This window comes from Bacterioplanoides pacificum, assembly GCF_042648445.1.
GTDB lineage: Bacteria > Pseudomonadota > Gammaproteobacteria > Pseudomonadales > Oceanobacteraceae > Bacterioplanoides > Bacterioplanoides pacificum.
This window is the reverse complement of record NZ_JBHRYB010000005.1, coordinates 79,199-105,229: the sequence shown is the minus strand read 5'-3', so window position 1 is coordinate 105,229 and position 26,031 is coordinate 79,199. Positions and strand designations below refer to the sequence as shown.

Annotated in this window: 19 protein-coding genes; 17 read left to right on the top strand and 2 right to left on the bottom strand. The window is 52.6% G+C overall.

The window, feature by feature from the left end; translation table 11 throughout:
• Positions 1–70: 70 nt before the first annotated feature.
• From ACFOMG_RS05105 to ACFOMG_RS05025, 17 genes are all read left to right on the top strand, one after another.
• Positions 71–751, top strand: a complete 681-nt coding sequence (locus ACFOMG_RS05105; protein ID WP_376865193.1) for an adenosylcobinamide amidohydrolase — start codon at positions 71–73, stop codon at positions 749–751.
• Between the two features lie 144 nt (positions 752–895).
• Positions 896–2,218, top strand: a complete 1,323-nt coding sequence (locus ACFOMG_RS05100) for an acyl-CoA dehydrogenase family protein (RefSeq protein ID WP_376865191.1) — start codon at positions 896–898, stop codon at positions 2,216–2,218.
• Between the two features lie 18 nt (positions 2,219–2,236).
• Positions 2,237–3,457, top strand: coding sequence for an acyl-CoA dehydrogenase family protein (locus ACFOMG_RS05095; RefSeq protein WP_376865190.1), 1,221 nt, complete (start codon positions 2,237–2,239; stop codon positions 3,455–3,457).
• A 38-nt stretch (positions 3,458–3,495) separates the two neighbouring features.
• A complete protein-coding gene (locus ACFOMG_RS05090; protein ID WP_376865189.1) occupies positions 3,496–5,316 on the top strand; it encodes a long-chain-acyl-CoA synthetase in 1,821 nt (606 codons plus the stop codon).
• A 176-nt stretch (positions 5,317–5,492) separates the two neighbouring features.
• A complete protein-coding gene (gene purE, locus ACFOMG_RS05085; RefSeq protein ID WP_376865188.1) occupies positions 5,493–5,987 on the top strand; it encodes a 5-(carboxyamino)imidazole ribonucleotide mutase in 495 nt (164 codons plus the stop codon).
• 57 nt (positions 5,988–6,044) lie between these two features.
• On the top strand, positions 6,045–7,121 hold the full coding sequence (locus ACFOMG_RS05080) for a 5-(carboxyamino)imidazole ribonucleotide synthase (RefSeq protein ID WP_376865187.1): 1,077 nt from the start codon (positions 6,045–6,047) through the stop codon (positions 7,119–7,121).
• Between the two features lie 10 nt (positions 7,122–7,131).
• The gene (locus tag ACFOMG_RS05075) at positions 7,132–7,677 is read left to right on the top strand and encodes a DUF2058 domain-containing protein (RefSeq protein WP_376865185.1); all 546 of its coding nucleotides are present in this window, start codon (positions 7,132–7,134) and stop codon (positions 7,675–7,677) included.
• A gap of 20 nt (positions 7,678–7,697) precedes the next feature.
• On the top strand, positions 7,698–8,225 hold the full coding sequence (gene sufT / locus ACFOMG_RS05070; protein WP_376865184.1) for a putative Fe-S cluster assembly protein SufT: 528 nt from the start codon (positions 7,698–7,700) through the stop codon (positions 8,223–8,225).
• Positions 8,226–8,469: 244 nt separating this feature from the next.
• Positions 8,470–9,060, top strand: coding sequence for an aspartyl/asparaginyl beta-hydroxylase domain-containing protein (locus tag ACFOMG_RS05065; RefSeq protein ID WP_376865183.1), 591 nt, complete (start codon positions 8,470–8,472; stop codon positions 9,058–9,060).
• Positions 9,061–9,097: 37 nt separating this feature from the next.
• Entirely contained in the window at positions 9,098–9,610 is a 513-nt protein-coding gene (locus ACFOMG_RS05060; RefSeq protein ID WP_376865182.1) for a GNAT family N-acetyltransferase, read from the top strand.
• Positions 9,611–9,658: 48 nt separating this feature from the next.
• On the top strand, positions 9,659–9,949 hold the full coding sequence (locus ACFOMG_RS05055) for a DUF6916 family protein (protein WP_376865181.1): 291 nt from the start codon (positions 9,659–9,661) through the stop codon (positions 9,947–9,949).
• Positions 9,950–9,970: 21 nt separating this feature from the next.
• A complete protein-coding gene (locus tag ACFOMG_RS05050; RefSeq protein ID WP_376865180.1) occupies positions 9,971–10,507 on the top strand; it encodes a phage tail protein in 537 nt (178 codons plus the stop codon).
• 15 nt (positions 10,508–10,522) lie between these two features.
• Positions 10,523–11,056, top strand: a complete 534-nt coding sequence (locus tag ACFOMG_RS05045; protein ID WP_376865179.1) for a phage tail protein — start codon at positions 10,523–10,525, stop codon at positions 11,054–11,056.
• A 10-nt stretch (positions 11,057–11,066) separates the two neighbouring features.
• A complete protein-coding gene (locus ACFOMG_RS05040) occupies positions 11,067–11,603 on the top strand; it encodes a phage tail protein (protein WP_376865178.1) in 537 nt (178 codons plus the stop codon).
• Positions 11,604–11,678: 75 nt separating this feature from the next.
• Positions 11,679–13,019, top strand: coding sequence for a S8 family peptidase (locus tag ACFOMG_RS05035; RefSeq protein ID WP_376865176.1), 1,341 nt, complete (start codon positions 11,679–11,681; stop codon positions 13,017–13,019).
• A 4-nt stretch (positions 13,020–13,023) separates the two neighbouring features.
• A complete protein-coding gene (locus ACFOMG_RS05030) occupies positions 13,024–14,145 on the top strand; it encodes a TIGR03032 family protein (protein ID WP_376865175.1) in 1,122 nt (373 codons plus the stop codon).
• A gap of 66 nt (positions 14,146–14,211) precedes the next feature.
• Positions 14,212–21,564 carry a beta strand repeat-containing protein gene (locus ACFOMG_RS05025; RefSeq protein WP_376865174.1) on the top strand — a complete coding sequence of 2,451 codons (7,353 nt, stop codon included), beginning with the start codon at positions 14,212–14,214 and terminating at the stop codon, positions 21,562–21,564.
• Positions 21,565–21,625: 61 nt separating this feature from the next.
• Here ACFOMG_RS05025 and ACFOMG_RS05020 read toward each other — a convergent pair whose 3' ends face one another.
• The gene (locus tag ACFOMG_RS05020) at positions 21,626–23,344 is read right to left on the bottom strand and encodes a leucine-rich repeat protein (protein WP_376865173.1); all 1,719 of its coding nucleotides are present in this window, start codon (positions 23,342–23,344) and stop codon (positions 21,626–21,628) included.
• Positions 23,345–23,387: 43 nt separating this feature from the next.
• Positions 23,388–26,000, bottom strand: a complete 2,613-nt coding sequence (locus ACFOMG_RS05015) for a DUF4132 domain-containing protein (RefSeq protein WP_376865172.1) — start codon at positions 25,998–26,000, stop codon at positions 23,388–23,390.
• Positions 26,001–26,031: the final 31 nt, after the last annotated feature.

The following is a 26,031-nucleotide window of genomic DNA, read 5'->3' as shown; positions in this document are numbered from 1 at the left end:
TAATTTTTTTCAATGCCGCTATCATACCAGCCCGGCCGCCCGGCCTGAATCCAAATCCGGCGCAAACATTATGAAGTGTATTAATCATTCCGATTACATCAGCCTATCTTTCGACCAGCCACGCCAGGTACTGAGTTCGGCGGTGCTGAATGGCGGCCTGGGGGAATGCCAGTCGTTACTGAACCTGCGGGTTGATCAATACGCCAAACCGCCGTTTGAGGCGCCGGCGACAACACTGGCACGTTATGCCCGGCAGCTGGGACTGCAACAGGTGTGTGGCATGATGACCGCCGCGTCGATGAAATCGCTGCGTCATTGCCGCATCAGCCGTGAGCAACAGGACGGTTCTTTCAGTGCCGATGCCTGGGTAACCTGTGGCCTGAGCAATCTGTTGCGCCCCGGTGACCCGGTGGCTTGTGTCACAGCCAGACCGGAACCCGGCACCATTAATATCTGGCTGCATTGCTCACAGCCTCTGACCGCGGCGGCCATGACCGAAGCACTGATCCTGCTGACCGAAGCCAAAACCACCGCCGTACGCGACTTTCAGTTAAAGAGCCGTGATTCCGGTCGCGATGCCAGTGGCACCGGCACCGATAGCCACGCGGTATTATGCCCACCGGCTCAGCCACAACAGACCGCACTGGAGTATTGCGGCAAACACACCCGGGCCGGAGAGGCCATTGGTCTGGCGGTCTATCAGGCCGTTTGCCAGTCCATTTCTGCCTGCCTGGAAGCCGCCAGGGCCTGACTCCACCCGCTGACCAACAAGGATGACAAAACAGGCCATTTCCTTCCGCCTCTTGTGCCAATGAGGCCACTCCCAAGCCTTGCGACACTGTAAGCTGGCCTGTTAAGCGGGCCCAGTTACCGATAGTTGAGCAAGGTTTTTCAGATGGCAAAAGATATTCAGGGAGTTGGCCTCGGTCTGGCCAGCAAATTTGCCGGCAGCCGGTTTGCCGAAAAATACAAACTGCGCAAGTCAGCCGAAAAAATGGCGTACCTCTCGACCCGCACCGGGTTTAAGGTCGCCGCCGGGGTGTTAAAACGTCGTGCCGGACGTAAACCGGTCGATAACACTAAGCTGTTAGCCGCGCCACAAAAGCAACATCAGTTATTTGATCTGAGCCTCAGTGACGAACAACAAATGATCAAAGACACGGTGCGGGCGTACGCCAGCGACGTGCTACGGGAGCTGGCATTAGCCGCGGATGAAGAAAAAACACTGCCGACTGATTTTCTGACAAACCTGGGCGATATCGGTCTGAACTATTTTTCTGTTCCGGAAGCACTGGGTGGTGCAGCACAAAGTTATAGCCCGACCACCAGCGCCATCATTGCCGAACAACTGGCCTGGGGTGATATGACTCTGGCTTATGCCGCTCTGGCCCCCACCGCCGTCGCTAATGCGATCGTCCGCTGGGGTACGGCGGAGCAAAAAAAGCAGTATCTGCCACGCTACCTGGAACAAACCCCGATAAAAGCCGCCATTGCCGTACAGGAAGCTCATCCGTTATTTGAACCACAACAGCTCAGCTGTAAAGCCAAAAAAAATAAACACGGTTATGTTCTGAATGGCAGCAAAACCCTGGTGCCATTCGCTGATGGCGCCGATTTATATCTGGTCGCTGCGCAGTTTAAAGGACAACCGGCGATCTTTATTGTGCCGGGTAACAGTGCCGGCCTGAGCGTTAAGGCCGGTGGCGCAATGGGCTTACGTGCAGCACAAACCGGCCAGCTGCAGCTGAACAATGTGCAGTTACCTGCCGATGCCCGCCTCGGTGCCGATGACTTTCACAGCAGCCGCCTGAATTATCAGGAATTTATCGACCTCGGCCAGCTGCACTGGTGCGCACTGGCACTCGGATGCTGTCAGGCAGCACTGGATTATGTCATCACTTATTGTAACGAACGTGAAGCCTTTGGTGAGCCGATCAGTCACCGTCAGTCGGTGGCCTTTATTATTGCCGATATCGGTATCGAACTGGAGTCCATGCGACTGCTGACCTGGCGTGCCGCGGCACTGGCCGAAGAAGGTAAAGCGTTCCACCGCGAAGCCTTCCTGGCACACACCTTATGTGCGGAAAAAGCGATGAAAATCGGTACCGACGCCGTGCAGTTATTAGGTGGTCATGGCTTTACCAAAGAACACCCGGCTGAGCGCTGGTATCGTGATTTACGGGTACTGGCATGTGTAAACAGTGGCTTACATTTATAACCGGCGGAGAAAATAAAAATGATTAATTTAGAAGTCCCGAAAAAATTCAGACCGCTGGTAAACCAGGCCCGTCAGGTGGCGGAAAATGTGTTCCGTCCGGTATCGCGCAAATACGATGCTAACGAACACGCCTACCCGGTTGAGCTGGACATGCTGGCCGCCATTATGGATGGCATGAACGACGCGGTGGCAGAAACCGGGGTTGGTGAAGGAGCAGGCGCCGGTAAATTAAAGCAGGACGCAAAAAAATCCGACGGCATCCAGAACGGTACCAATATGTCGACCGTGCTCGGTTTACAGGAATTATGCTGGGGCGACGTCGGTTTATCCCTGACTCTGCCACGCCAGGGTCTGGGCAATGCAGCCATTGCCGCCGTTGCCAATGACGAACAACTGGCACGCTTCGGTCATAAATGGGCTGCGATGGCCATCACCGAACCCGGGTTTGGTTCCGACTCTGCCGCGGTACGTACCACGGCGGTTAAAGACGGTGATCATTATGTATTAAACGGCGAAAAAATATTCGTCACCTCCGGTGAACGGGCTGATGCCGTGGTGGTCTGGGCCAGTGTTGACCGCACTCTGGGTCGTGCTGCCATTAAGTCCTTTGTGGTGGAAAAAGGCACCCCGGGGATGGACGTGGTACGGCTGGAGAAAAAACTGGGTATTAAAGCCTCCGACACCGCCGCCATTGTGTTCAGTGATTGCCGGGTGCCCGCCGCTAATTTGTTAGGGTCACCGGAAGTGAATGTCGAAAAAGGTTTTGCCGGTGTCATGCAAACCTTTGATAACACCCGGCCGGTAGTTGCCGCTATGGCCGTGGGGGTGGCGAAAGCCGCCATCGACCGGGCGCGCGACATTTTACAGAAAATGGGAGTGGCGGCGGATTATCAGGGCAGTTTCAAAAACGCCAGCCAGATCGAAGCTCAGCTGTATCGTTACGAAGCCGACTGGGAAGCGGCACGGCTATTAACCTTAAAAGCAGCCTGGATGGCCGATAACGGCCTGCCCAACTCAAAAGAAGCCTCCATGGCGAAAGCCAAAGCCGGCCGTGCCGCCAACGCCATCACCCTGGGCTGTGTCGAATTATTGGGTAGTCTGGGGTATGGTGAAGATGAGCTGCTGGAGAAGTGGGCACGGGATTCAAAAATCCTCGATATTTTCGAAGGCACGCAACAGATTCAACAGTTAATTGTTGCCCGCCGCCTGCTGAATAAAACCTCAGCCGAACTTAAATGAAACCCGTTCAACGATCAGAATAATAACCGGAATTCATCATGACTGCCGCGAAAACAGTTTCGTTAACTAATATTGCCACTCAGCTGCTGCGCCAGCTGCCTGACCTGCCTACCACGTTAAAAGGTGTTGCTGCATTAGTCAGCAGCAAACCGGAGAAGAAAAAATCGATTGGTTTATTACTGGAGAAACACGCCCGTAAACAGCCGGATCATATCGCTGTGCGTTATCAGTCGGTGAGTTATACCTACGCCGAATTAAATCAACAGGCCAACCAGCTGGCCCATCTGCTGGCCAGCCAGCAGGTCGGTATGGGTGATACCGTTGGTATTTTACTGGAAAACCGCCCGGAAACACTGGTTGCCGTTTTGGCCACCGTCAAACTGGGCGCCATTGCCAGCATGATGAATACCTCCCAGCGCGGCGACGTGTTATTACACAGCATAAACCTGGTAACTCCGAAGCTGATGCTGGTTGGTGAAGAAATGCTGGAAAATATGGCAACGGTAGAACAACAGCTGCCGGTCGGGCTGGCCACCCAGCTGTATTACGTCAGAGACAGCGGCCATATTCAGGCACCGGCCCATTATCAGGATCTGGAACTGTTATGCGCAGAACAGCCCAGCGATAACCCGGCCACCACCGCCGAGGTTAAAATGCATCAGCCGTGTTATTACATTTTCACCTCCGGCACCACAGGCTTACCCAAAGCGTCAGTCATGAGCCATTACCGCTGGCATAAATCCATGGCCGGTATGGGCCTGGCATCAATGAAACTGAAAAAAGACGACGTGTTATATGTGTCGTTGCCGCTGTATCACAATAATGCCTTAACCGTCTCACTGGCAGCGGTGTTAGGTGCCGGTGGCTGTATCGCTATTTCACGTAAATTCAGTGTCAGCCGTTTCTGGGATGAAGTCCGCCAGTATGGCGCCACCTCATTTTGTTATATCGGTGAATTATGCCGCTATTTATTAAACCAGCCAGCCAGCGATAAAGACCGGCAACATAACATCCGCGTCATCATCGGTAACGGTTTACGACCGGATATCTGGATGGAATTCAAACAACGCTTTGGCATTCATCATATCAACGAATTTTACGGCGCCAGCGAGTGTAACCTGGTATTTACCAATACCTTTAATCTGGATAAAACCGCAGGTTTTTGCCCACTGCCATACAACATAGTGGAATACGATATCGAAGAGGATCAGCCCAAGCGTGATGCCAAAGGTTTTATGATTCCGGTTAAAAAAGGCAGCACCGGATTGCTGATTACCGAGATTAACGACAAACAGCCATTTGAAGGTTATACCGACGAAGAAGCCAGCAATAAAAAACTGCTGCGCGATGTATTTGCCAGCGGTGACTGCTGGTTTAATACCGGCGATATGGTGCTTAATCAGGGTTATAAACACATCGCTTTCGCCGACCGCTTAGGCGACACTTTCCGCTGGAAAGGTGAAAACGTCGCCACCACCGAAGTGGAATCGGTATTAATGGAATACCCGGATGTCGAACATGCGGTGGTCTATGGTGTCGAAATTCCGTTTACCGATGGCCGTGCCGGTATGGCCGCACTGACCCTGAACCACAGTGCCGGGCAGGTTAACTGGGGCGCCCTGACCCGCCACCTGCGTGAAAAACTGCCCGCTTATGCCATTCCGCTGTTTCTGCGTATCCGTGAACAGGAAGAAGTCACCGGCACCTTTAAATACCGCAAAGTTGAGCTGAAGCAGGAGGCCTACCACCTCGATAAAATCGATGAACCGGTCTACGTGCTGGCCAGCAAAGCCCCCTGCTACGAACCCTTGCAGAATCAGGCCGAACAGCAGATCAATCAGGGCGAATTTGCACTGTAATCCTCAGCCGCGCAGGTGCCGCCCGGCGCCTTCGTCACCGGCCTGGTGACAGTACTATCTCCACGCCCCGGCCATCGCCCCGGGGCTGTTAACCCGCCCGAACAACCAGGTTCGGCCGCTCAGCAGTTTGTGGTAGACTGCGCGCCTTTCCACAGCTGTTTACACAAGGTGTCATTATGACTGCACCCGTCGGTATTATTATGGGCTCCAAGAGCGACTGGCCAACCATGCAACATGCAGCCGATATGCTCGACACTCTGGGCGTGACTTACGAAGTAAAAGTGGTATCGGCCCATCGTACGCCAGACCTGCTGTTTGACTATGCCAAAAGCGCACAGGGTCGTGGTATTAAGGTGATTATTGCCGGTGCCGGTGGTGCGGCTCACCTGCCGGGTATGGCAGCGTCACAAACCTCGCTGCCGGTATTGGGTGTACCGGTTAAAAGCCGTGCCCTGAACGGTATCGATTCATTACTGTCGATCGCCCAGATGCCGGGTGGCGTAGCAGTCGGCACCCTGGCCATCGGTGATGCCGGCGCCAAAAACGCCGGTCTGCTGGCGGCCCAGATTCTGGCCACCTCGGACAACGAGTTGCTGGCGCGTATTGATGCCTTCCGTAACCAACAGACCGAAACCGTGTTAGCTCAGCCGGACCCACGCAACGCGGACTGATCCGCCCGTCCGGCCCCATTTAGCGTTTTATCAACAGATCAGCAAACGAGACACCCGATGAAAATTGGTATCTTAGGAAACGGCCAGTTAGGCCAGATGTTAGAAACCAGCGTCAGCGACCTGCACGACCTGGAAATCTCCCTGTACGACCTGCGCGCTCACTCCGACGACAAACTGAAAGCCTTTGTGGCTGAGGTGGATATCGTTTCCTATGAGACCGAAAACATCCCGGCTGCTATTGTCGAATTGCTTGAGCCGGTTGCCAGCAAAGTATTTCCCGGCCTGGAGGCATTAAAAACCTTCCAGAACCGTTTACTGGAAAAAACCGCCCTGCGTGCCGCCGGCATCGACACCGCGGATTTCTGTGCGGTGAACTCGCTGCAGGATGTACAGCGTGCCATCGAAACCCTCGGCTTGCCGATTGTGATGAAAACCACCACCGAAGGTTACGATGGCAAAGGTCAGTTTATCTTACGCCAGGCAGAAGACGCTGAAGCCTGCTGGAACAGCATTGGTAACCGTGAGTTAATCGCCGAAGCCTTTGTACCTTTCCTGCGCGAAACGTCCGTCATTGCCTGCCGCGACCGCGACGGTAATATCAACGTCTGGCCGATGACAGAAAACGTTCATCATGAGGGTATTCTGCGGTATTCATTGTACCCGGCAGCCGGTCTGTCGGCTGAAAAAGCACAAATCGCCGAACGCTATATCCGCGATCTGGCCAACAGCCTGGATTACGTTGGCACGATTACGCTGGAATTGTTCGAAACCGAACAAGGCCTGGTGGCTAACGAAGTGGCACCACGGGTACACAACTCCGGTCACTGGTCGATCGAGGGCGCCGCAGCCAGCCAGTTCCGTAACCATATGCTGGCGATCAGTGGTAAACCGCTGGGCAACACCGAAGCCAGCTACCCGGCAGTTGCGATGTTAAATGTGATCGGTGAGGAAGACTCATCCATCAAAGCAGACAGCCTGAGCAATGCTTATCGTCACTCGTATGGCAAAGAAGCGCGGCCGGCCCGCAAACTCGGCCATATCACCGTGGTTGCAGACAGCGTGGCAGAACGTGACCTGACGATAGACGCCCTGGTCGATGTGATGCCCGCCGGTATCTGGCAAGCAAAAGCGTAAGGAGTTCATCATGGCAAAATCTCTGCAGGAACAGTTATTAGCAGCCGGTCTGGTTGATAAAAAGAAAGCCAAAAAAAGCGCCAAGGCGATGAAAAAGCAGGAACACCTGCAACGCACCGGCCAGGACAATGAGCTGGACGTCGCCAAACAAAAGGCGGAAGCCGCACGCCAGAAAAAAGCTGAACAGGATCGTGAATTGAATCTGCAGCGCGAAGCTGCTGCACAACAAAAAGCGATTCAGGCCCAGATCAAGCAGCTGATCGACACCAATGCGATCAGCAGCGAACGCGGTGACATCAAATACCAGTTTGTCGGTAGTGATAACAAAATCAAACAACTGTACGTCGATCAGGCCATCTGGGACCGGTTAAGCCGTGGCCAGCTGGCAATTATCGCTCAGGGCAAAAGCCACGCGGTTATTCCGGTGCCGGTAACGGAAAAAATCCGTCAGCGCGACGAAAAAATCTTTATCTACATCGCAGAAAACCAGAGTGCCGAACTGGAAGAAGACGATCCGTACGCAGCGTATCAGATTCCAGACGACCTGATGTGGTAACAACAGATGAGGCTTAACTGATGGAAAAAAGAATGGTCGTGGCACAACAGGAGTGCCCGGCACGCCAGGTGCCTTCCGGTGTTCCTGCGCTGATCCCGGCAGGCACGTTTGTCACCATCAACCAGGCGTTAGGTGGTAACTACACGGTCACGGTTAACGGCAATATGATGCGCGTTGATGGTACCGATGCTGCGGCACTGGGGCTGGAAGCGGAACAGATCCAGTTCGAAGACCGTGGCGATGACGCCGTGCATCAGGATCAGATAGAACAGGCACTGCGTACTATTTTCGACCCGGAGATTCCGATCAACCTGCTCGATCTGGGGTTGATTTATGGTATCGATATCAATGGCAGCAAAGTGAGCATCCGCATGACCTTAACCGCACCAACATGCGGCATGGGGCCGGTGCTGATTTCGGATGTGAAATACCGGGTCGCCAAAGTACCTAGTGTCACAGACGTCGAAGTCGAGCTGGTGTTTGATCCGCCATGGAGCAAAGACATGATGAGTGAAGAAGCCCAGCTGGAAGCCGGCTTATTCTTTTAACCGCCAATTGCCGGGTACGCTGATCCGGCTACCACATCAAAACGGCAACCTGATCGGGTTGCCGTTTTTGCTTCGCCTGTGGTCTGGCCAACGCCAGCATGGAACTATTTGTGCCAGGCCTGTGGCATAAGTACCAGTTTTCAGAAAACTTCTGGCATCCCCGCGGATCCATCCGCTACACCTGTACCTCTGGTGATCATCGATCATCGTCTTCACACGGACAAACCGTATCAGAGGTGACAGGATGTTATTTGCCCGCCTGGACATTCCGGTTTCTTCAGAGGCTCTGAAACAAGAGCTCAAAACCTTGCCCGAATCCGGCTGGATTCCACACGTCAATCGCCAGGATTATGACGGCGACTGGGATGTATTACCGCTGCGCTGTCATGCCGAGCACAAAGATGCCCATCCGATTCTGCAGGGCTTTGCCATACACAGTGGTGATGACTGGGTCGATCTGCCGCTGCTGTCACAACTGCCCAACATTGCCAGCGTACTGAAGCAACTGCAATGCCCGGTTAAATCCGCCCGCCTGATGCGGCTGCATGCCGGTGCAGCAATCAAACCACACAGCGATAACGGCTTGGCCGTCGAATTTGGCGAAGCCCGGCTGCACCTCTGTATCGAAAGCAACCAGCAACTGGAATTCCGCATTAACAATCAGCCAGTCCCCATGCAGGAAGGCGAACTCTGGTATGTGAATGTGGACCAGTCTCATCAGGTGAACAACAAAGGAAACCAGGACCGGATCAACCTGGTGGTGGACTGTGTGGCCAACCAATGGCTGCAACAGCAGCTGGAGACATCATCGTTATGCCAGCCGGAAAAGCGATAAAGCAGTACCAGACTCAAACACATCAGGAGAAAACCACATGGCAATAGCAGGACTGAAATTAACCGAGGGGCTGTCTATTCACCCGTCGACAGCAAACGATCAGCCTTTTTTAGAGCAGCTGCATCACAGCACGCGCACGGATCTGCAGCTGATCAATGGTGAACAGGAATTTATCGATTCCGTCATTGAAATGCAGTTCCGCGCCCAGTCCAGCGGTTATGGCAGCCAGTTTCCGAACGCCATGTATTTTATTGTTGAGAAACAACAGACCCGCATCGGCAAAGTCAGCGTGGATTTTGGTCCGAATGAAGTCCGGGTGATCGACATTGCGTTTATTCCACAAGCCAGAAATAAAGGTTTTGGCGAAAGTGTGTTACGCGCATTACAGCAGGCATCCACCCAGGTCGCTACTCCTCTGGTACTTACCGTTGACAGTAACAACCTGAGCGCAAAACGTCTTTATCTGCGCCTGGGGTTCGTCAGCGAAAGCATCGACCCACCCTATGAATTAATGACCTGGTATCCGACCGAGCAGCGACTGTTTATTTAAGGTCCGTTTTATAACAAACAACAATCAGCAACCCGATGAGGACAAGGCATGGATAATTTAGACAAAAATCTTTTTACCGAAATTATAAATCAGGCCGTCAGCGTAGATCTGCCGGACGGTTCAGGCGCTGCCGAGCTGGTCATAACCGAGGTTGAATCCTGTTCGCTGAACGGTGATGAATGGGAGTCATTCTGTGTCTGCTTACAAGGTGAAGACAATTGCCACCTGCCACAGGGAACGTACCAGGTCAGTCACGCTATTTTTGGCACTCAGGATATTTTTCTGTCTCCCAAAAGTCCGACCGACTACGAGATCATCATTAACCGTAAGAAAGCCTGATTTCAGAGAAGGAGACATAACATGGCAACCCCTTACATCAGTGAAATCAAAATATTTATGTTCGATTGGCCACCAAGAAGTTGGGCGTTATGTGATGGTCAGTCAATCCCCATCACTCAGAATCAGAGTTTATATTCTCTGTTAGGCACCGCCTATGGTGGTAATAACCAGACAGCTTTTAACCTGCCTGACCTGCGAGGCAGAACCCCGGTTCACCTTGGTCAAAACAACAGTTACAGCTATACCCGGGGTCAACGCGGCGGACTGGAAACCGTTACCTTATCCCCCGATCAGTTAGCCCCCCACACACATACGGTGACCGCAGCACTGGATAACGGCGAGTTTGATCCGAGCTATGACGGAGCCTATTTCTCCAGCTGCATCGATGGAAAAACCGATGAGGCGGCATCGGTATACCGCAGTGCCACCAATCTGATAAACCTGAACGACGCAACCGTATCTCATACCGGCGGTAGCCAGCCTCACAATAACCTGCAGCCCTCACTTGTGCTGTCATTCTGCATGGCGTTGCAGGGTATTTATCCCGGACGGAACTAAATAAAGGAGATTCTTATGGCAGATCCATACGTCGCTGAAATCAGACTGTTTGCCGGAAATTATGCCCCCACTCGCTGGGCCTTGTGCAACGGCCAAATATTGCCAATTACACAGAATTCGGCACTTTTTTCGTTAATAGGAACGACCTACGGCGGTGATGGCCGGAGTACCTTCGGCCTGCCGGATATGCAGGGGCGGATACCGGTACATCAGGGGACAGGCCCTGGTTTATCACGCAGACCCCTCGGTCAGAAATATGGGGCAGAAAGTATTTCATTACTGGCTTCACAAATGCCCTCTCACAGCCATCATTTTCAGGTAAGTTCTGACAGTGCTTCCGCCGCGACACCCAGCAACATGGTACTCGGCAGCGTGGAGTCACCCGATGCTTTTTATACCATGACTCCTGAGTCCGGCGCAGCGCTTACACAAATGAATAAAAACAGTACGATCAACACCGGTCACTCCCAGCCCCATAGCAATATGATGAGTTACCAGGCGATCACTTTTATCCTGTCATTAACCGGCATATACCCATCACGAAATTAAGGAGAGCAAGATGTCTGAACCATTTATTGCTGAAATCCGGATGTTCGGAAACAACTTTGCTCCGCAAAGCTGGGCTTATTGCGACGGTCAGGAAATACCGATCGCTCAGAACCCCGCGCTGTTTTCTATCGTATCCACACTGTATGGTGGCAATGGCCGCCAAACGTTTGCGGTGCCCAATCTTCAGGGACGTGCACCGATGCACCGGGGTCATGGGCCCGGTTTAACACCGCGGCCCATTGCTCAGAGTAGTGGCGAACCATACGTTGCATTAACAGAAAATGAAATTCCGTCACACAAGCACAGCATTACGGGCCTGATCCAGGTGGGAGATATCGGCACAGCTAGCGCAAACGCCTACCTGGCAATTGATGTTAATAAAGGACAGCGCTTGCGTTTTGTTAACCAGAATCCGACCAGTGAAACCAGTATGCATTCGTCCACACTATCGTCTGAGGGCAACGCCACTCCACACGAAAACCAGCAGCCTTATCTGGTGGTTGGTTTCTGTATTGCTTTAACCGGGTTATTCCCCAGCCGGAACTGATATGTGAAAACATCAGAGCTGAAATACCGCTCTGATGTTTTCTGTTATGACGGGTTATCTCTGCAGTAGTTTTTTATGATCAAAACGTTTCCTGCTATTAGCATTCTCCTGATTTTATTAACCGTTCAGGCACGGGCAGAATCTTTTCTGAACTTTGGTAAAACAATCAAACTGTCCGTGGATAAAACCACTCTTTCTTCCGCTCAACACCTTTACCGAACCACAAACGCCGTTACTCTGGCAACGGCCAACCGGATTCTGGTCAGGCTCGAAAAAAACAAAACAGCGCTGTTGTTAAATCACCTGGACAATGTGAAAAGCAGTGAAATACTGGCTGACTTCCCGGAGTTTTCCATTCACTTATTATATCTGCATAAAAATAATGCTCTCAACTTTGCCAGAGAGCTGATGAAGCACCCGGACGTTGTCTATGCACAACCGGATTTCCTGCAAGTCACCCAGGGTAAATTCAGATTCTCAGATCATCCTTCCGCTGCTCCCCACTCCTCTTCCTCCTCTGCTGATGTTTGGCAAAACTGGAAACAAGCGATTCATTTCAGCGACACAACAACACAAGGTTCGGGTGTCAAAGTCGCCGTAATTGATGATGCCTTCGACCTGAGTCATCCGGCATTTAAGAATATCCAGCTCACCTTCCGTATGAATAGCGACAGCCGTACAGAAAACGTCTCACCCAAAGCAGATCATGAAAAACACGGCACTATGGTCGCTGGCCTGTTATGGGCAAACTGGCCGGAAAAAAAACTCCACGGCCTGATTCCCGATGCCGAGATGATTGCTATCGCTAATCAATACAACTGGACTTCAGCGGTTGTCTTGTCGCTGTATCTGGCCTATATCGCCGGCGCGGATGTGATTAATTGCAGCTGGGGCATGCCCATGCTGATGCAGCCCATCGCCGATACCGTTAAAGCCATCCGTCGTCATGGACGTAACGGCAAAGGCAGTGCCATTGTGTTTGCTGCCGGTAATCAGAGAAAACCGGTTGATAGCGCAGACACATTACAATCGATGGCAGAGGTAACCTCAGTGGCCGCCATTGATCCGCAATACCGGGTTATTAGCAACTATGGAAAAACCGTCGATATTGCTGCCCCTGGTCTGCTGGCGACGACAGATCCGAGAAATCACAATAAAGTGAGTTATATAGGCGGCTCTTCTTCAGCGGCTCCGGTTATATCAGCCACCATTGCAATGATCTATTCCCTGTCACCTCAGCTAACGATCAGCCAGGTCGAGCAGTTATTACAAAAAATCAGTCACCCATCACCGCTGAAAAATCATGACTTTGGGTTAGTTAATGTCAAACTCGCAGTAAATTGTGCCGCATTGTGGAATAGTAAAAATTCACGGGAAGTGTTTCCCGGGACGTGCTTTAGTTCAAAAGGATATTGAATCGATGACAGACATAATAAACGAGCATATCAATTCGGAATCCGCCCCAGATAACCGTCACAATAACTTCGATTTCAGTGTCAGCTACGATGCTGCATTACCAGAATTATTAAGCTACCTGAACATCAGTCTGATTCTGACCTCGTACCAGGCGGATCGTTTAATCACCGTCAGAAGTCATCATAACGAACTCGACACCCACTTTATCGCCTGCCCCAGGCCCATGGGGTTAACCGTTGATCAGCAGCGCTTAACACTGGGCATCTGGGCACAGGTACTGGACTTTCGCCGCGATGACTCTATTTGCGATAAAGTCGATGACTCCGGGAAGGTCGATGCCTGTTATTTACCCCGAGCTTCTCATGTCAGTGGCATGATTAATATTCACGACATCGCCTGGGGCGACGAAGGGTTATGGGCGGTCAACTCAACCTTTTCCTGCCTTTGCACTCTGGATTCCAATTACAGTTTTGTTCCACGCTGGCAGCCCAGCTGGATTACCGAGCTACAGCCGGAAGACCGCTGCCATCTGAACGGCATGGCTATGCGGGATAATAAACCCAGATATGTCACCACTTTTAATCAGGAAAACAGCGCCAAAGCCTGGCGAAAAAACCGTGAAGGACGCGGCACCCTGATCGATATAGAAACCGATGTTGTCCTGGCTGATGGCTTAATGATGCCGCATTCACCGCGTTATTACCGCGACAAATTATATGTTTGTGAGTCCGGTTATGGGCTGATCTGGACTGTTGATCCACAAACGGGAGAAAAAACCTTATTTGCAAAACTACAGGGATTTACCCGTGGTATGGCCTTTTATGACAACCTGATGTTTGTCGGTTTGTCCCGGGTCCGTGCGTCTGAAGCCAGCCTGAGTCCGCCGTTAGCGCAGGAGTTTGCGGAAACTTACAGCGGTATATGGGTACTGGACATCAACACAGCCGAAGTGGTGACTTATCTGTGTTTTGAAGGTGATATCAAGCAGGTCTACGACATAGGTATTATCCCGGATGCCGTATTTCCTCAGGTTCTGGAGTGGCAGGACGAAAAAATCGAACACTTTTTTCATTTTCCGGATCAACCCGTAAGCAACAAACACTCCGTTACCAGAGAATCGGCCTGAGGCATTAACACCACAATCAGAAACCCGAATAACAGCGGATGTGAAATCCGGATTCAGGAGAGAGATATGGACAGCAGCAATAAAAAAATCAACTGGGCCAAAGAGATCGGCAAGTCCTTACCTGCCATTGCTGTTGCCACGATGGGCGTCCAGGCCAATGCCTCTGCTCCGGTTTCGTCACGCTCACGTTTACAAAACAAAGCCTGGATCAGTGAGCAATCTTCCAGCATGGCTGTTCATCACAACGATGTGTTTAATGGTTTCAGCAACCAACCAGAAAAACACCCGACGGACATCACAACCACACAAACAGCGAACGACAATAAAAACCCGGTCGTTCAGCATTTTCTCAAACAGCTGAAAAAAAAGCGCCAGCCGAAAGCCGCCTGGTTATCCGGCCACATAGACAATCACCAGGCCAGCAATAACCCGAACTTTATTGGTAAAACCAAAGCCAGTGGTCAATGCAATTATTTTACAGGGTTATCCACGTGGTGTAGCAGTGCCACATCCCAATCCTGTACCTCGGATGCCCAGTGTAATTTTGGCGGCAACAACGCCCCGACCAATATTGGCCTGGATAACAGTAGTATTGGAGACGCGTCCACCGGTGCTGGTGCGGTAATTGGTAATCTCAGTACAACGGATGCCGACGGTGGCGACACACATACCTATTCCCTCGTCACGAACGGTGCATCCGGCAATGGCAGTTGCGGCGCCTCAGGCGACGATGATAATGCCAGCTTCCAGATTGATAATGCCAATGATGAGCTGGAAACAGACGGCAGTGTGTCACCAGGAAGTTATAACGTTTGTGTTCAGACCCATGATGGTACGGATTCCTACCAAAAAACCTTCGCCATCACAGTCACTGATACCACAGCGCCCGGTTTTGAAAACTCCACGCCATCCGTTGGTACACTCACTTTAAACGGCGGCACAGTTTCTATCGATCTGGATGAGGAAGGCACAGCCTATTACATTGTTGTGGCAGATGGAGCCGGGGCACCAAGTGCCAGCCAGGTGAAGGCGGGCCAGGACAGTGGTGGTGGAGCACCATTGACCAGCGGCAGTTTTGCCACGTCCGGTACGACAGGAAGTGAAGCATTTGCAGGCCTGTCCTCGGCAACGGCCTATGATCTTTATGTCGTCGCTGAAGACGACGAAGGCAGCCCTAACCTTCAGGCCGCTGCGACATTGGTGAACTTCACCACAGACTCGCCCGATAGCGATGGCAACCTGACGGCTTCAGCAACGGTTACCGAGCCAATCGGGCTGGATACCACTTTGGATACCGCCGGTGAAGCCATCGATGTCTTTGATTTTACCTTGTCGGATGGTGGGACGTCTGATGGTCTTGCCATGGCGATTTCCCAAGTGGTGATCAACGTCTCGGGGACCTCCACGGACACAGAAAGGGGCAATATTACCTGGCGACTGAATGGTAATGATGCTTCGAATGTGACTGGGGTCTACAACTCAGGCTCTGATACCATCACCTTCTCCGGCCTCAGTATTTCCGTAGCTGATGGTGGCAGCGAAACCTACACAGTTAACGGTTATTACAACGACACCGGCAACATGACTCATGGCAATACGGTGATCCTGAGTGTCGACGGCGATACGGACCTGACACTGGGCAGCTCCGGTACCCAGATGGGAAGTACCTCCGCGGTAAATAATGGTACAGGCACCGTTATTAACGATGATATCGCACCAACAGTCGATTCGGTCTCGGTCCCTGCTAATGCAACCTATGTAGCAGGTAACAACCTGGATTTCACCGTCAATTTCGATGAAAACATCACCGTTAACACCGGCGGTGGCGCACCGCGTCTGGCCCTGACTGTTGGCGCAACCACTCGTTATGCCAGCTACCTATCAGGCAGTAGCAGCAGTGCTTTGGTCTTCCGTCATACCGTTGTGTCCGGAGATGAGGATACCGACGGCATCAGTCTCAGCGCCAGCCTGGAACCCAATTCAGGGACATTACAGGATGTCGCTGGCAACGATATTAATACAGTACTCAGCTCGATTGGCAGCCTGACATCCGTATTAGTGGATGCGGTGGCACCGGTCGTGGCGGAAGTAACGGCGGTTAACACACCCGCTAATGACAGCACACCAAACCTTATTGTCTCTACCGATGAGGCGGGAACTCTGGCAGTTGGAGGCAGCTGTGGCAGTAGTGATGAAGGTGCCGTGTCTGCAGGAAATAACACCATTACCCTTACCCAGCCGGATAACAGCACTCCACTATCGGTCGGCACTTACACTGACTGCACCGTCACCGTTACCGACGCTGCCAGCAACGTCAGTAATGCCGTAACCGCCACACCTTTCACGATCGACCTTAGCGCACCTTCCGGCCACTCCGTCACTTTCGATGATAACAACATTGGCGATTCAGAGGCCGGCAGTATTGCCTTTACCTTTGCCGCTGCGGAAACAGGGGCCGGATACAGCTACACCATCAGCAGTTCTGGCGGTGGTACCAATGTCACCGGATCCGGCACCACCAGTACGGCCAGTGACAATATCAACAACATTGATGTCAGTGGCCTGGGAGACGGTACCTTAACCCTGTCAGTCGTACTGACGGACTCATCCGGCAATGCTGCCACCGCGGTTACTGACACCACAACCCTGGATACCACGGCTCCCAGCGGCCATAGCGTCAGTTTTGATGACAGCACGATTAACAATACCGAAGCCAGCAGTCAAAGCTTTACCTTTGCAAACGCCGAAACCGGTGCGGCTTACAGCTACACCATCAGCAGTGCTGGCGGTGGTACCAATGTCACGGGGACTGGAACACTGGCGTCCGCCACCGATCAGATTACCGGTTTGGATCTTTCCGGCCTGGGGGATGGCAGCCTGACTCTGTCTGTTGTGCTAACCGATAGTGCTGGTAACGCCGCAGCTGCAGAAACGGATAGCGCCACACTGGATAGCAACGCTCCCACTCTCAGCAGCAGCAGCCCGGCGGACAATTCGGCAAGCACCCGCTACGACACCGATATCACCCTCACCTTCAGCGAAACCATCGTCGCCGGCAGCAGCGGTGACCTGAGCCTGGCAATTTACAAGACGGCGGATAACAGCCTGGTGGAAAGCAATAACAGCAACGGCGCTGCTGTCACCATCAGCGGCAACAGCGCCACGCTGAACCCAACCAGCAATCTCAGTCCGGCGGAGGATTATTATGTCCGCATCGGCGCCGGGGCTTTTACCGACAGTGCCGGTAATCCATATAGCGGTATTGCTGATAACACCACGTTTAACTTCAGCACCATAAACCTGCCTCCCACCACCAACATTGATAGCATCGCCACCGATGAAGACAACGCGGTTGCCATCGACGTATTGACCAATGATTCGGATGAGGACGGCGCCTTAAACCCGGCCAGCGTGATGATCGGCAGCCCTGCCAGTAATGGCAGCACCAGTATTAATACCGCTAACGGCGTCATCAGCTATACACCCGCAGCCGATTTTAATGGCAGCGATAACTTCAGTTATACGGTAGAAGACAATAACGGCCTGGCCTCATCAGCAACCACAGTGACGGTCACGGTTAATGCCGTGAACGATGCCCCCGTTGCGGTGGCGGATTTAGTCAGCACCCCGGAAGACACAGCCTTATCAATCGATGTGGCCAGTAACGATACCGATGTCGACAGTGGCGATGCTGTGGACGACACCACCATCGCCCTTGTCTCGAATCCAGGTAACGGTTCGGCCGTAGTAAACAACGGAAAAGTGGACTACACCCCGGCTGCAAATTTTAACGGCTCCGACAGTTTCAGTTACACCATTGAAGACGGCAACGGTGCTATCTCCAATAGCGCCACCGTGACCATCAATGTCAGCAGCGTCAATGACCTGCCGAGCGCCTCAAACGATACCTCAAGCGTCGATGAAGATGGCTCGGTTATCGTTAATGTACTGGCCAATGACAGTGATCCGGACGGCAGCATCGATGCCACAAGCGTCTCGATACAAGCGATTCCAGGCAACGGTGCCACCAGTGTGAACAGTAACAATGGTGAGATAACCTATACTCCGGCGCCGGATTTCAATGGCAGTGACAGCTTCAGCTACACAGTCAGAGACGATGCCGGCGGCACCTCAAACGCCGCGACGGTTAACATCACTGTGAACAGCATCAACGATGCTCCCCGGGTCAGTAACGACAGCGCCAGCCTGCTGGAAGACAACAGCCATACCATTAACGTGCTCGGCAACGACACGGATATCGATGGCAGCCTGAATGTCAGCAGCGTCGAGATCGTAACCCCCCCAGGCAACGGCAGCGCCAGTGTTAACAACAGCAACGGCACGCTTATTTATACCCCCGGTAATAGCTTTAATGGTCAGGACACGCTGAGTTACCGGGTGCAGGATGATCTCGGCCTCTGGTCTGCGGCGGCCACTGTCACCATCACGGTACAGCCGGTCAACGATCTGCCGCTGGCCAATGACGATACCTTCAGCGTTGACGAAGACAGCAGCACAACTCTGGCAGTTCTCACCAATGACAGTGACACCGATGGCACACTGAATCCAACAACCATCACACTGACCAGTGCTGCCCGCCATGGCAGCGTCAGCCTGGCAAATGACGGCAGCCTGAGTTATCAGCCGGATAACAACTTTAACGGCAGTGACAGCTTCAGTTACCGGGTTGCCGACGATGAAGGCGGACTCTCCAACACTGCCACCGTCAGTATCAGCGTCCGGGCCATCAATGATGCGCCACAAATCAGTGGTACACCGGCCACCAGCCTGCTTCAGAGCGCGACGTACCACTTCAGCCCGATGCTGACGGACATCGAAGACGATCCGCTCACCGTCAGTGCTGTGAACCTGCCCGGCTGGCTGACACTGGACAGCAGCAGCGGCACGTTAACGGGCTCCACCGATCAGGTCGGTCAGTTTGATAACATTATTCTTTCCGTCAGTGACGGCGATGCCAGCAGCTCTCTGGCGCCATTTTCAATTACCATTCAACCCGACAGCGACGGCGATGGCCTGGCTGATGAAGTCGACAGCGACGATGATAACGACGGCATGAGCGATGAGTTTGAGCTGGCCAATCACTTTAATCCGCTGGATGCCAGTGACGCCGCTGCGGATGCTGACGGCGATGGGGTCACTAACCTGGACGAACAGAACCAGAACAGCAACCCCCGCGCAGATGATTATCCACCGGTATTTGCAACCGCCGGTGTTGTTGATATCAATGCCACCGGTCTGCTAACCAAACTGCCAGAGCTGACCCCACCAGCTGCCATTGATGCCCTCGACGGAGCCGTTACCGCCACCCTGCTCGAACCTCCACAAATGCTGGAGCCCGGACGCCATATTCTCACCTGGCGCGCCAGTGACAACGCCGGTAACAGTGCCGAGCAGCAACAGATATTACGACTTTTCCCACTGATTTCGCTGAGTAAAAATCAGCAGGTGGCCGAAGGTGGCCAGGCTCAGTTCAGTATTCTGCTGAATGGACTGGCACCACACTATCCGTTTGCTGTGGCGTATCAGGTCAGCGGCAGCGCCGGTGAAGAAGATCACGATCTGAAAGCCGGTAGCGTACAGTTTGATGAAGGATCACTGGCAGAGAAGGTCAGCTTTACTACCTTCACCGATCAGCAAAACGACCCGGCCGAAACCCTTGTTATCAGCCTGAGTGGCGACGGCAATTTCGGTACTAAAAACAGCCATACCACCCACATTCACGAAGGTAATATCGCCCCCAAAGTCGCGCTTGGTCTGGAACAATCCGGCCAGCCTGCCAGCCTGCTAATCCGTAATGGTGACATCGCGGTACTCACCGCACAGGTTTCCGATTCCAACCTGGCAGACCGCCATGTGTATGACTGGCATGTGCCCGGCATCAACGCTGACCATAACAATAAACGCCAGTTTATTTTCCAGCCGAAGGAACTGGATGCCGGCACTTACAACGCCACAGTCACAGTGACCGATAACGGCAACCCGGCAAAACAAAGTTCAGCCACCCTGCTGTTCCGGATCTTACAGCAGCCGCCACAGCTGGCCGGCGACAACGACAGCGACGGCGATAGCCTGATGGACGACTACGAAGGCTTCGGAGACAGTGACGGTGATGGCCAACCGGATTATCTGGATGCGCTGCCTCAGCTTAATGTACTGAATGAACAGGTCAGCGATGGCCAGCGGTTCCTGATCGAAGCCGACCCCGGCGTGCGACTCCGTCTTGGCAGACTGGCACTGGGGGCAGGCGCCAGTGGCGCTGCCATCGATAACAGCAATCCGCCTGCCGGGGAAACCATCCCGGCCGATAATATCGATAACGTCGGCGGTTATTTTGACTTTGTCATTGCCGACTTACCACAACCCGGTGACAGCGTAAAAATTGTCATCCCGCAACGCCGTGAAATTCCGCCAACCCCGCTGTACCGCAAACTGGATGGCGGCATCTGGTTTACCTTTGTTGAAGATAGCCATAACCAGCTGGCCTCCGCGCCGGGCGACAGTGGTATTTGCCCGCCACCGGGCCACAGTCTTTATCAGCCAGGGCTGACGCCCGGCCACTGGTGTGTTGAACTCACCATTGAAGACGGAGGTCCGAATGACGCCGACCATAGCGTTAATGGCAGCGTTGCAGACCCGGGCGGTGTTGGTGTAATCAACAACCAGACAGTGACCGCCCGCCGCAGTGGCGGCAACGTACCACATGCCCTGCTGCTGACGCTGGGTCTGTTAGCACTGGCCGGTAAAAGTCGCCGGCGGCTTTGGCTGGCGCTGGCATTAAGTGTTCTGGCCGCTAACAGCCATAGTGCTGCCGGCCAGTCAGACCAAATCTGGCCACAATGGCTGCAGCACAGTTATATCGAAGCCGGTTTGTACCACGGAGATGGAACCCAGGATAGCGGCAACTTCCGCCGCGATATGGCACAAAGTGGAGCCGCGGTCGAACTGGATAACTATCAGGTCAGAAAAACGGCCTATCAGCTGTCGCTGGGTTACCACCTGACCCACTGGCTGGCGGCCGACATCGGTTATATCAACCTCGGTCAGGCGGATATCCGTATAAAAGCCACAGCTGCCGATAACCACACGCTGGAAAAAGCCCTCGAAAAACACTACCCCGTCAGTGGCCGTGGCTGGACGGTCAGCGCCCGTCTGGCGGATAAACTCACACCCCGACACTCATTATCCGCTGAGCTCGGCGTCTTTATCTGGCAGGGGGATATTGAACTTCGTGGTGCTGATATCCAGCCCGATAGCCATGGCGATAGCGAGCCGTTATTGGGCGTCGGTCTGTCTCAGCAGCTGGGTTCACATACTCAGGCGGCGCTGCGTTACCGCCGCATTTTTGCCGGGCAGCAGGCATTTAATCTGCTGGGCATCAGCGCCAGGCTGAACTTCTGACAGCATTCAGCCGACAGCCGCTCGATCAACTGTCGGCCACCTTAAGCGCTGGCGGATAACGTCATAACAGCGGGCGCTGATAATACTCGTTTATCGTCACACTGCCCCAGTGCAAACGATCGGGATCGGTCACACTCGGATACCCCAGGGTCAGTTGTGGCAAAAAGCACTGCATTAATTGATTATTGCTGTCATACAGCTCACTTTTTTTCGCCACCGCAGTAGTGATATGGGTATGTTCGAGCGGCTCTTCGTCAGCCTCGAAAAGAGTCACACCGCTACAACCCAGCTGTTCCAGCCTGAGGCTGGCCAATAACCGGTTAAGGTTGGAATAGCCGAAAACATAGCTGTAGCTGATATCCAGCTCCCTGAGTTCAGGGCCATGGATTAAGGCATGGATGTCGTGCTCATCCAGCGAGGAATTTTGCAGCGACAAGCGCTCCAGCGCCGGTAAATTTTTAACAAAATCCAGCCCCGTGTAGCTGTCGGTCACATAGTCCAGATTCAGATAGCGTAACTGTGTTAATCCGGCGCTGATCGCCAGCATGTCATCGGTTGACACATCGTCGGATGAATACACATATTCATTACGACGGATGGTTAACGAGATCAGGTTTTTCAGCTTATTGAGTGGCCGCAGATGAGAAAAATCAAACGATTTTGGCGCCGTCAAAACCAGCGTTTTCAGCTGCGATATACGCCCCAGCGCGGCATAACCCGGCTCTGTTATTTTATGACAACCACTGATATCCAGCTTTTGCAGTGATGTCGACGCCGATAATTTCTCCAGACCACTGTCATTCAGCGAGGTATGTGGCAACCCCAGCTGTGTTAACCGGGGCAAACGCGCCAGCTGCGCCAGCCAGCCATTACTGAAACCTTTCAGACGGCGGCATTCAAGCAGTTCCAGGGTTTCTATAGCGGCAATCTGTTTACGCGCTTCTGCATTCAGTTTGGTATCGTAAGTCACTTCAAGACCAACCACCACATTGTCGCGCAAATACACTCCAAGTGGCGCCCGGCCGAATGTTTGCTGATCGCTGAAACAGGCTAATCCCCAGTCGCATAAATGTGGGGCGGCTTCTTCTGCACAATAATACACGATATCGCTGACAGGCCGTTGCCGATCGGCGCTTTGATTAAGATGGAAGGTAATTTTACTCAGATCAGAGTCACAAAAAACAGCGTCCTTCCGGCCTGCCAGGCTGATGTCCATCGACACCTGCTCAAGCCGCTTCAGCCCCGCAAACGCACCCGCTTTCATCCGCGTTATTGCTGGCGGAATCGTCAGCTGAACAAAATCATTGCTGTCAAAACAACAATCGTCGAGATGGCTAACCGATGGCGGTAACCTCAGCTCCGTCAGGGCATTATGGGCAAAACAATAACTGGGAATTTTCGCTAATGGCGCCTTGATGGTCAGCTGCTGAATCTGGTTGCGGCAAAATGCTCCCTCACCCAACTGCTCAAGCGCGGCCGGGATCTCCAGCTGCAGCAAGGCGTTTTTATAAAAAGCATCCCGCCCGATGACCACTAACGACGGCGGCAAAATGATGTCACTCAGCTGATTCTCCGCCAACGCCTCCCGGCCGATGGTTTTCAGCCCGGCAGGCAGAATCACCTGAGTCAGACCTTTGCCAGCCAGCGCCTCATCGGCGAGGGCGATCACCGCCAGCCCTTCTATCTCCTCTGGAACAGCCAGTTGAGTTTCGTCGCCACGATAACCACAGATAACAATGCCGTCATCCGTGGTTTGATAATCGATTAAATCCGTATTCATCGTGTTAATCCTGTTTTTCCGCCCCTTCCTTAAACACCCGTCATTACAACTGACTGAGGATTGTCGGATCAGTGATTTTATCGTCTGCAGCTAATAAAAAGGCCTTCGATAACACGATGGATAAACCGCTATCGCCTTCAAAAGGTAAAAAGACCTGCTCCACATTTTTGTCTTTACCGCGCCCGGGCACGATGCATAAATAACGATCCTGTGGTGCAATCAGAATATTGCCGCTGCCGATATGAATTTTATAGCGGTGGCGACTGCCACACACATGCAGGAATTTACCGTCGATACTGACCTGATCACGGATTTTCAGCCGCGGTATTAAACGCTCCAGTACGGCTTTACGGGTTTTCGCCACCTCAGTCAGATCACCAAACGAATAACTCTGCCAATAATCACGATATGTCGGCCGGCCATCCGGCCCACCGTCCTGCCATTGTGGATCATTGCCGACACTGGCAACACCCACAAATAAATCCAGGTCACGCATCACTTCCGACAGCACCAGTGGTGGAATATCCACTAATGGCAGCGGCTGATCACCGGCATCACAGAATCGTAGCTGATCGGTTGCCACATAATGCCAAATCCCCACATCGTTAAAATTATCGTGATCGTCGAGGATTTCGTTAATCCAGAACTGCGCCTGCATGTTATAAGCCGGCAGTTGTTTACTGGCAATTTCCCCTTCACGGCCATCGTCGTAAGCGCCCATTAACGAATATTTCCAGCCACGTAATGCCGCCAGCGAATTAAACTGATGTTGTTTCAGGATATGTGCCGCCATCCGGTTGGAGTACACCCGGGTGTTGATTTCCGCATCGGTTAATACATAAATTTCACGATAAGCCTGTTTGATCGGCTGACGAATCTGTAACTGTTCCAGCCGTTCACGCCAGCGCAGTACTTCTTCAGCATCCGAATCCAGCGGATGCCACAGAGTAATGGTTTCAACGTGATCAAACGACAACGGCTGGCCAGCAACATCGCTCCACTGGCCGTCGTAAAACAGCGCTGCGACACCATCCAGATTCCAGATTAACTGGCGGGCAATCAGACTGACCAGACCGTGATTCAGGTAATAACGGCAGAAGTTTTCCCGCTGCCAGCTCATCTGTTCCAGATATAAGCGGTCGATGCGGTCACGTTGAGTCGTGGATGCCTGCTTAACCTGTTTGGCCAGGTCACGCATTTTCTTTAACGCAGCGCTGTGTTTCTGGCTGTCTTTAACAAATGCCGGCACCGACTTCTGCGGCTTGCCATCCGGTTTAAACCATTGTAATTCCGCTGCGCCCACACCACTGTGGCGTAATACCAGCCGGTAATCATCAAACAATGCCACCCGTTCACCCTGTTCCAGGCCGAAGTCCGGTGCCGCAATTTCTTCAACCTGAGCCGCAGTAATACCCTGCCTGGCCGCCTGTTCTTCGATGTATTTCTGAATCAGCTTCTGGGTATTATTCTGGCGAATACGTAATTTCAGGCGCGATAAATGGCTGATGCCATCCAACCCTTTTGACTGTGCCAGAGTATAAATCGCAGCATTACCAACACCCGCGGCTGCCGGGCCACGCTCCGGAATCTTCTGGAAACATTTTTCTGTTAATAACGCGATATTGCTCAGTGTCTGGCTATCGTGGAAACGACTTAAACTCCATAACAGACCTTTTAATACATCAAAGCTGTGCTCTTCGATAAACTCGTAACCCCGGTGTACGTATTCCCGGCCTTGTGGCAGATGGATCACGATGTCCTTTTCTTCAACTTTAATGGCAGCGATATCGACCAGCCACTGGTTCACCTGTTGTTTAAAAGCACTCAGGCCAATGTCATCCATTAACGGATTAACGGCTTTCAGGAATTTAGCAGACGGTTTACCACCACTGGCCGCGGCCACCTGATGAAAATAGCGATACCAGCAACTTTGTTGTTCACTATCCAGTTGTGCCAGGCTGGCTGCCAACAGGGTACCAACCGTGCCACTACCAAATTCATATGGCACCACATCATGAGTCATTAACAGCTGTTGCAGTTTTTTCGCTGCCTTGCCAATATCCGGCCCCCAGCTGCTGCTATAGCCCTCGCCGGAAAGCTGGGTCTTCAGCAATGGATGATCAAGGATCTGGCGTAAATCATCGATCAAAACGTCGTTTACACCGGCTCGTTTGGCGTGTTTTTCCAACAACATAACAAACGCAGTAAATGGCCGGCTATCCAGGCTGTTATCCTGCTGCGGATTATCCAGCTGATACAACAGCCGGAATAAGGCGTAAAAGGAAAAGTCCGCCGGGAACTCAATTTTCCCCCGCATCAGACTGTCCAGTAGTTTTTGCCGCAGAATATGTTTCTGAACCTCAGGGTGACGATTAAAATATTGTTCCGGCCGCTGGTAGCCGGCTTCCTGGGCCATCAGAAACGCCAATAAAGCGATTTTTTTGTCGGCCGGAACTTTGGCCAATAACTGGTAGGTCGGGCTTTCTTTAAACGGCGTTTTAACATGAAAACAAACCGCACCATGGCGGCTGTCTATCTCTTCTGCAATTGCAGCGACCAAGCGGCTTAAGCCATCATAGGCTGGCTCATCACAGCAATCCCCGGGAAAACCTTGTTGCCTGGCAAAATCATAAAACTGTTGGGCCGCATCAGCCATAAATAAAACATTCCTTATTTGTTAAATAATG

Bases quoted from the DNA above. Each gene is read 5' to 3' on its own strand.
- ACFOMG_RS05040 (WP_376865178.1), top strand. From the start codon at position 11,067: ATGTCTGAACCATTTATTGCTGAAATCCGGATGTTCGGAAACAACTTT.
- ACFOMG_RS05050 (WP_376865180.1), top strand. From the start codon at position 9,971: ATGGCAACCCCTTACATCAGTGAAATCAAAATATTTATGTTCGATTGG.
- sufT (WP_376865184.1), top strand. From the start codon at position 7,698: ATGGAAAAAAGAATGGTCGTGGCACAACAGGAGTGCCCGGCACGCCAG.
- ACFOMG_RS05065 (WP_376865183.1), top strand. From the start codon at position 8,470: ATGTTATTTGCCCGCCTGGACATTCCGGTTTCTTCAGAGGCTCTGAAA.
- ACFOMG_RS05060 (WP_376865182.1), top strand. From the start codon at position 9,098: ATGGCAATAGCAGGACTGAAATTAACCGAGGGGCTGTCTATTCACCCG.
- ACFOMG_RS05030 (WP_376865175.1), top strand. From the start codon at position 13,024: ATGACAGACATAATAAACGAGCATATCAATTCGGAATCCGCCCCAGAT.
- ACFOMG_RS05105 (WP_376865193.1), top strand. From the start codon at position 71: ATGAAGTGTATTAATCATTCCGATTACATCAGCCTATCTTTCGACCAG.
- ACFOMG_RS05090 (WP_376865189.1), top strand. From the start codon at position 3,496: ATGACTGCCGCGAAAACAGTTTCGTTAACTAATATTGCCACTCAGCTG.
- ACFOMG_RS05020 (WP_376865173.1), bottom strand. From the start codon at position 23,344: ATGAATACGGATTTAATCGATTATCAAACCACGGATGACGGCATTGTT.
- ACFOMG_RS05035 (WP_376865176.1), top strand. From the start codon at position 11,679: ATGATCAAAACGTTTCCTGCTATTAGCATTCTCCTGATTTTATTAACC.
- ACFOMG_RS05025 (WP_376865174.1), top strand. From the start codon at position 14,212: ATGGACAGCAGCAATAAAAAAATCAACTGGGCCAAAGAGATCGGCAAG.
- purE (WP_376865188.1), top strand. From the start codon at position 5,493: ATGACTGCACCCGTCGGTATTATTATGGGCTCCAAGAGCGACTGGCCA.
- ACFOMG_RS05095 (WP_376865190.1), top strand. From the start codon at position 2,237: ATGATTAATTTAGAAGTCCCGAAAAAATTCAGACCGCTGGTAAACCAG.
- ACFOMG_RS05080 (WP_376865187.1), top strand. From the start codon at position 6,045: ATGAAAATTGGTATCTTAGGAAACGGCCAGTTAGGCCAGATGTTAGAA.
- ACFOMG_RS05055 (WP_376865181.1), top strand. From the start codon at position 9,659: ATGGATAATTTAGACAAAAATCTTTTTACCGAAATTATAAATCAGGCC.
- ACFOMG_RS05015 (WP_376865172.1), bottom strand. From the start codon at position 26,000: ATGGCTGATGCGGCCCAACAGTTTTATGATTTTGCCAGGCAACAAGGT.
- ACFOMG_RS05075 (WP_376865185.1), top strand. From the start codon at position 7,132: ATGGCAAAATCTCTGCAGGAACAGTTATTAGCAGCCGGTCTGGTTGAT.
- ACFOMG_RS05100 (WP_376865191.1), top strand. From the start codon at position 896: ATGGCAAAAGATATTCAGGGAGTTGGCCTCGGTCTGGCCAGCAAATTT.
- ACFOMG_RS05045 (WP_376865179.1), top strand. From the start codon at position 10,523: ATGGCAGATCCATACGTCGCTGAAATCAGACTGTTTGCCGGAAATTAT.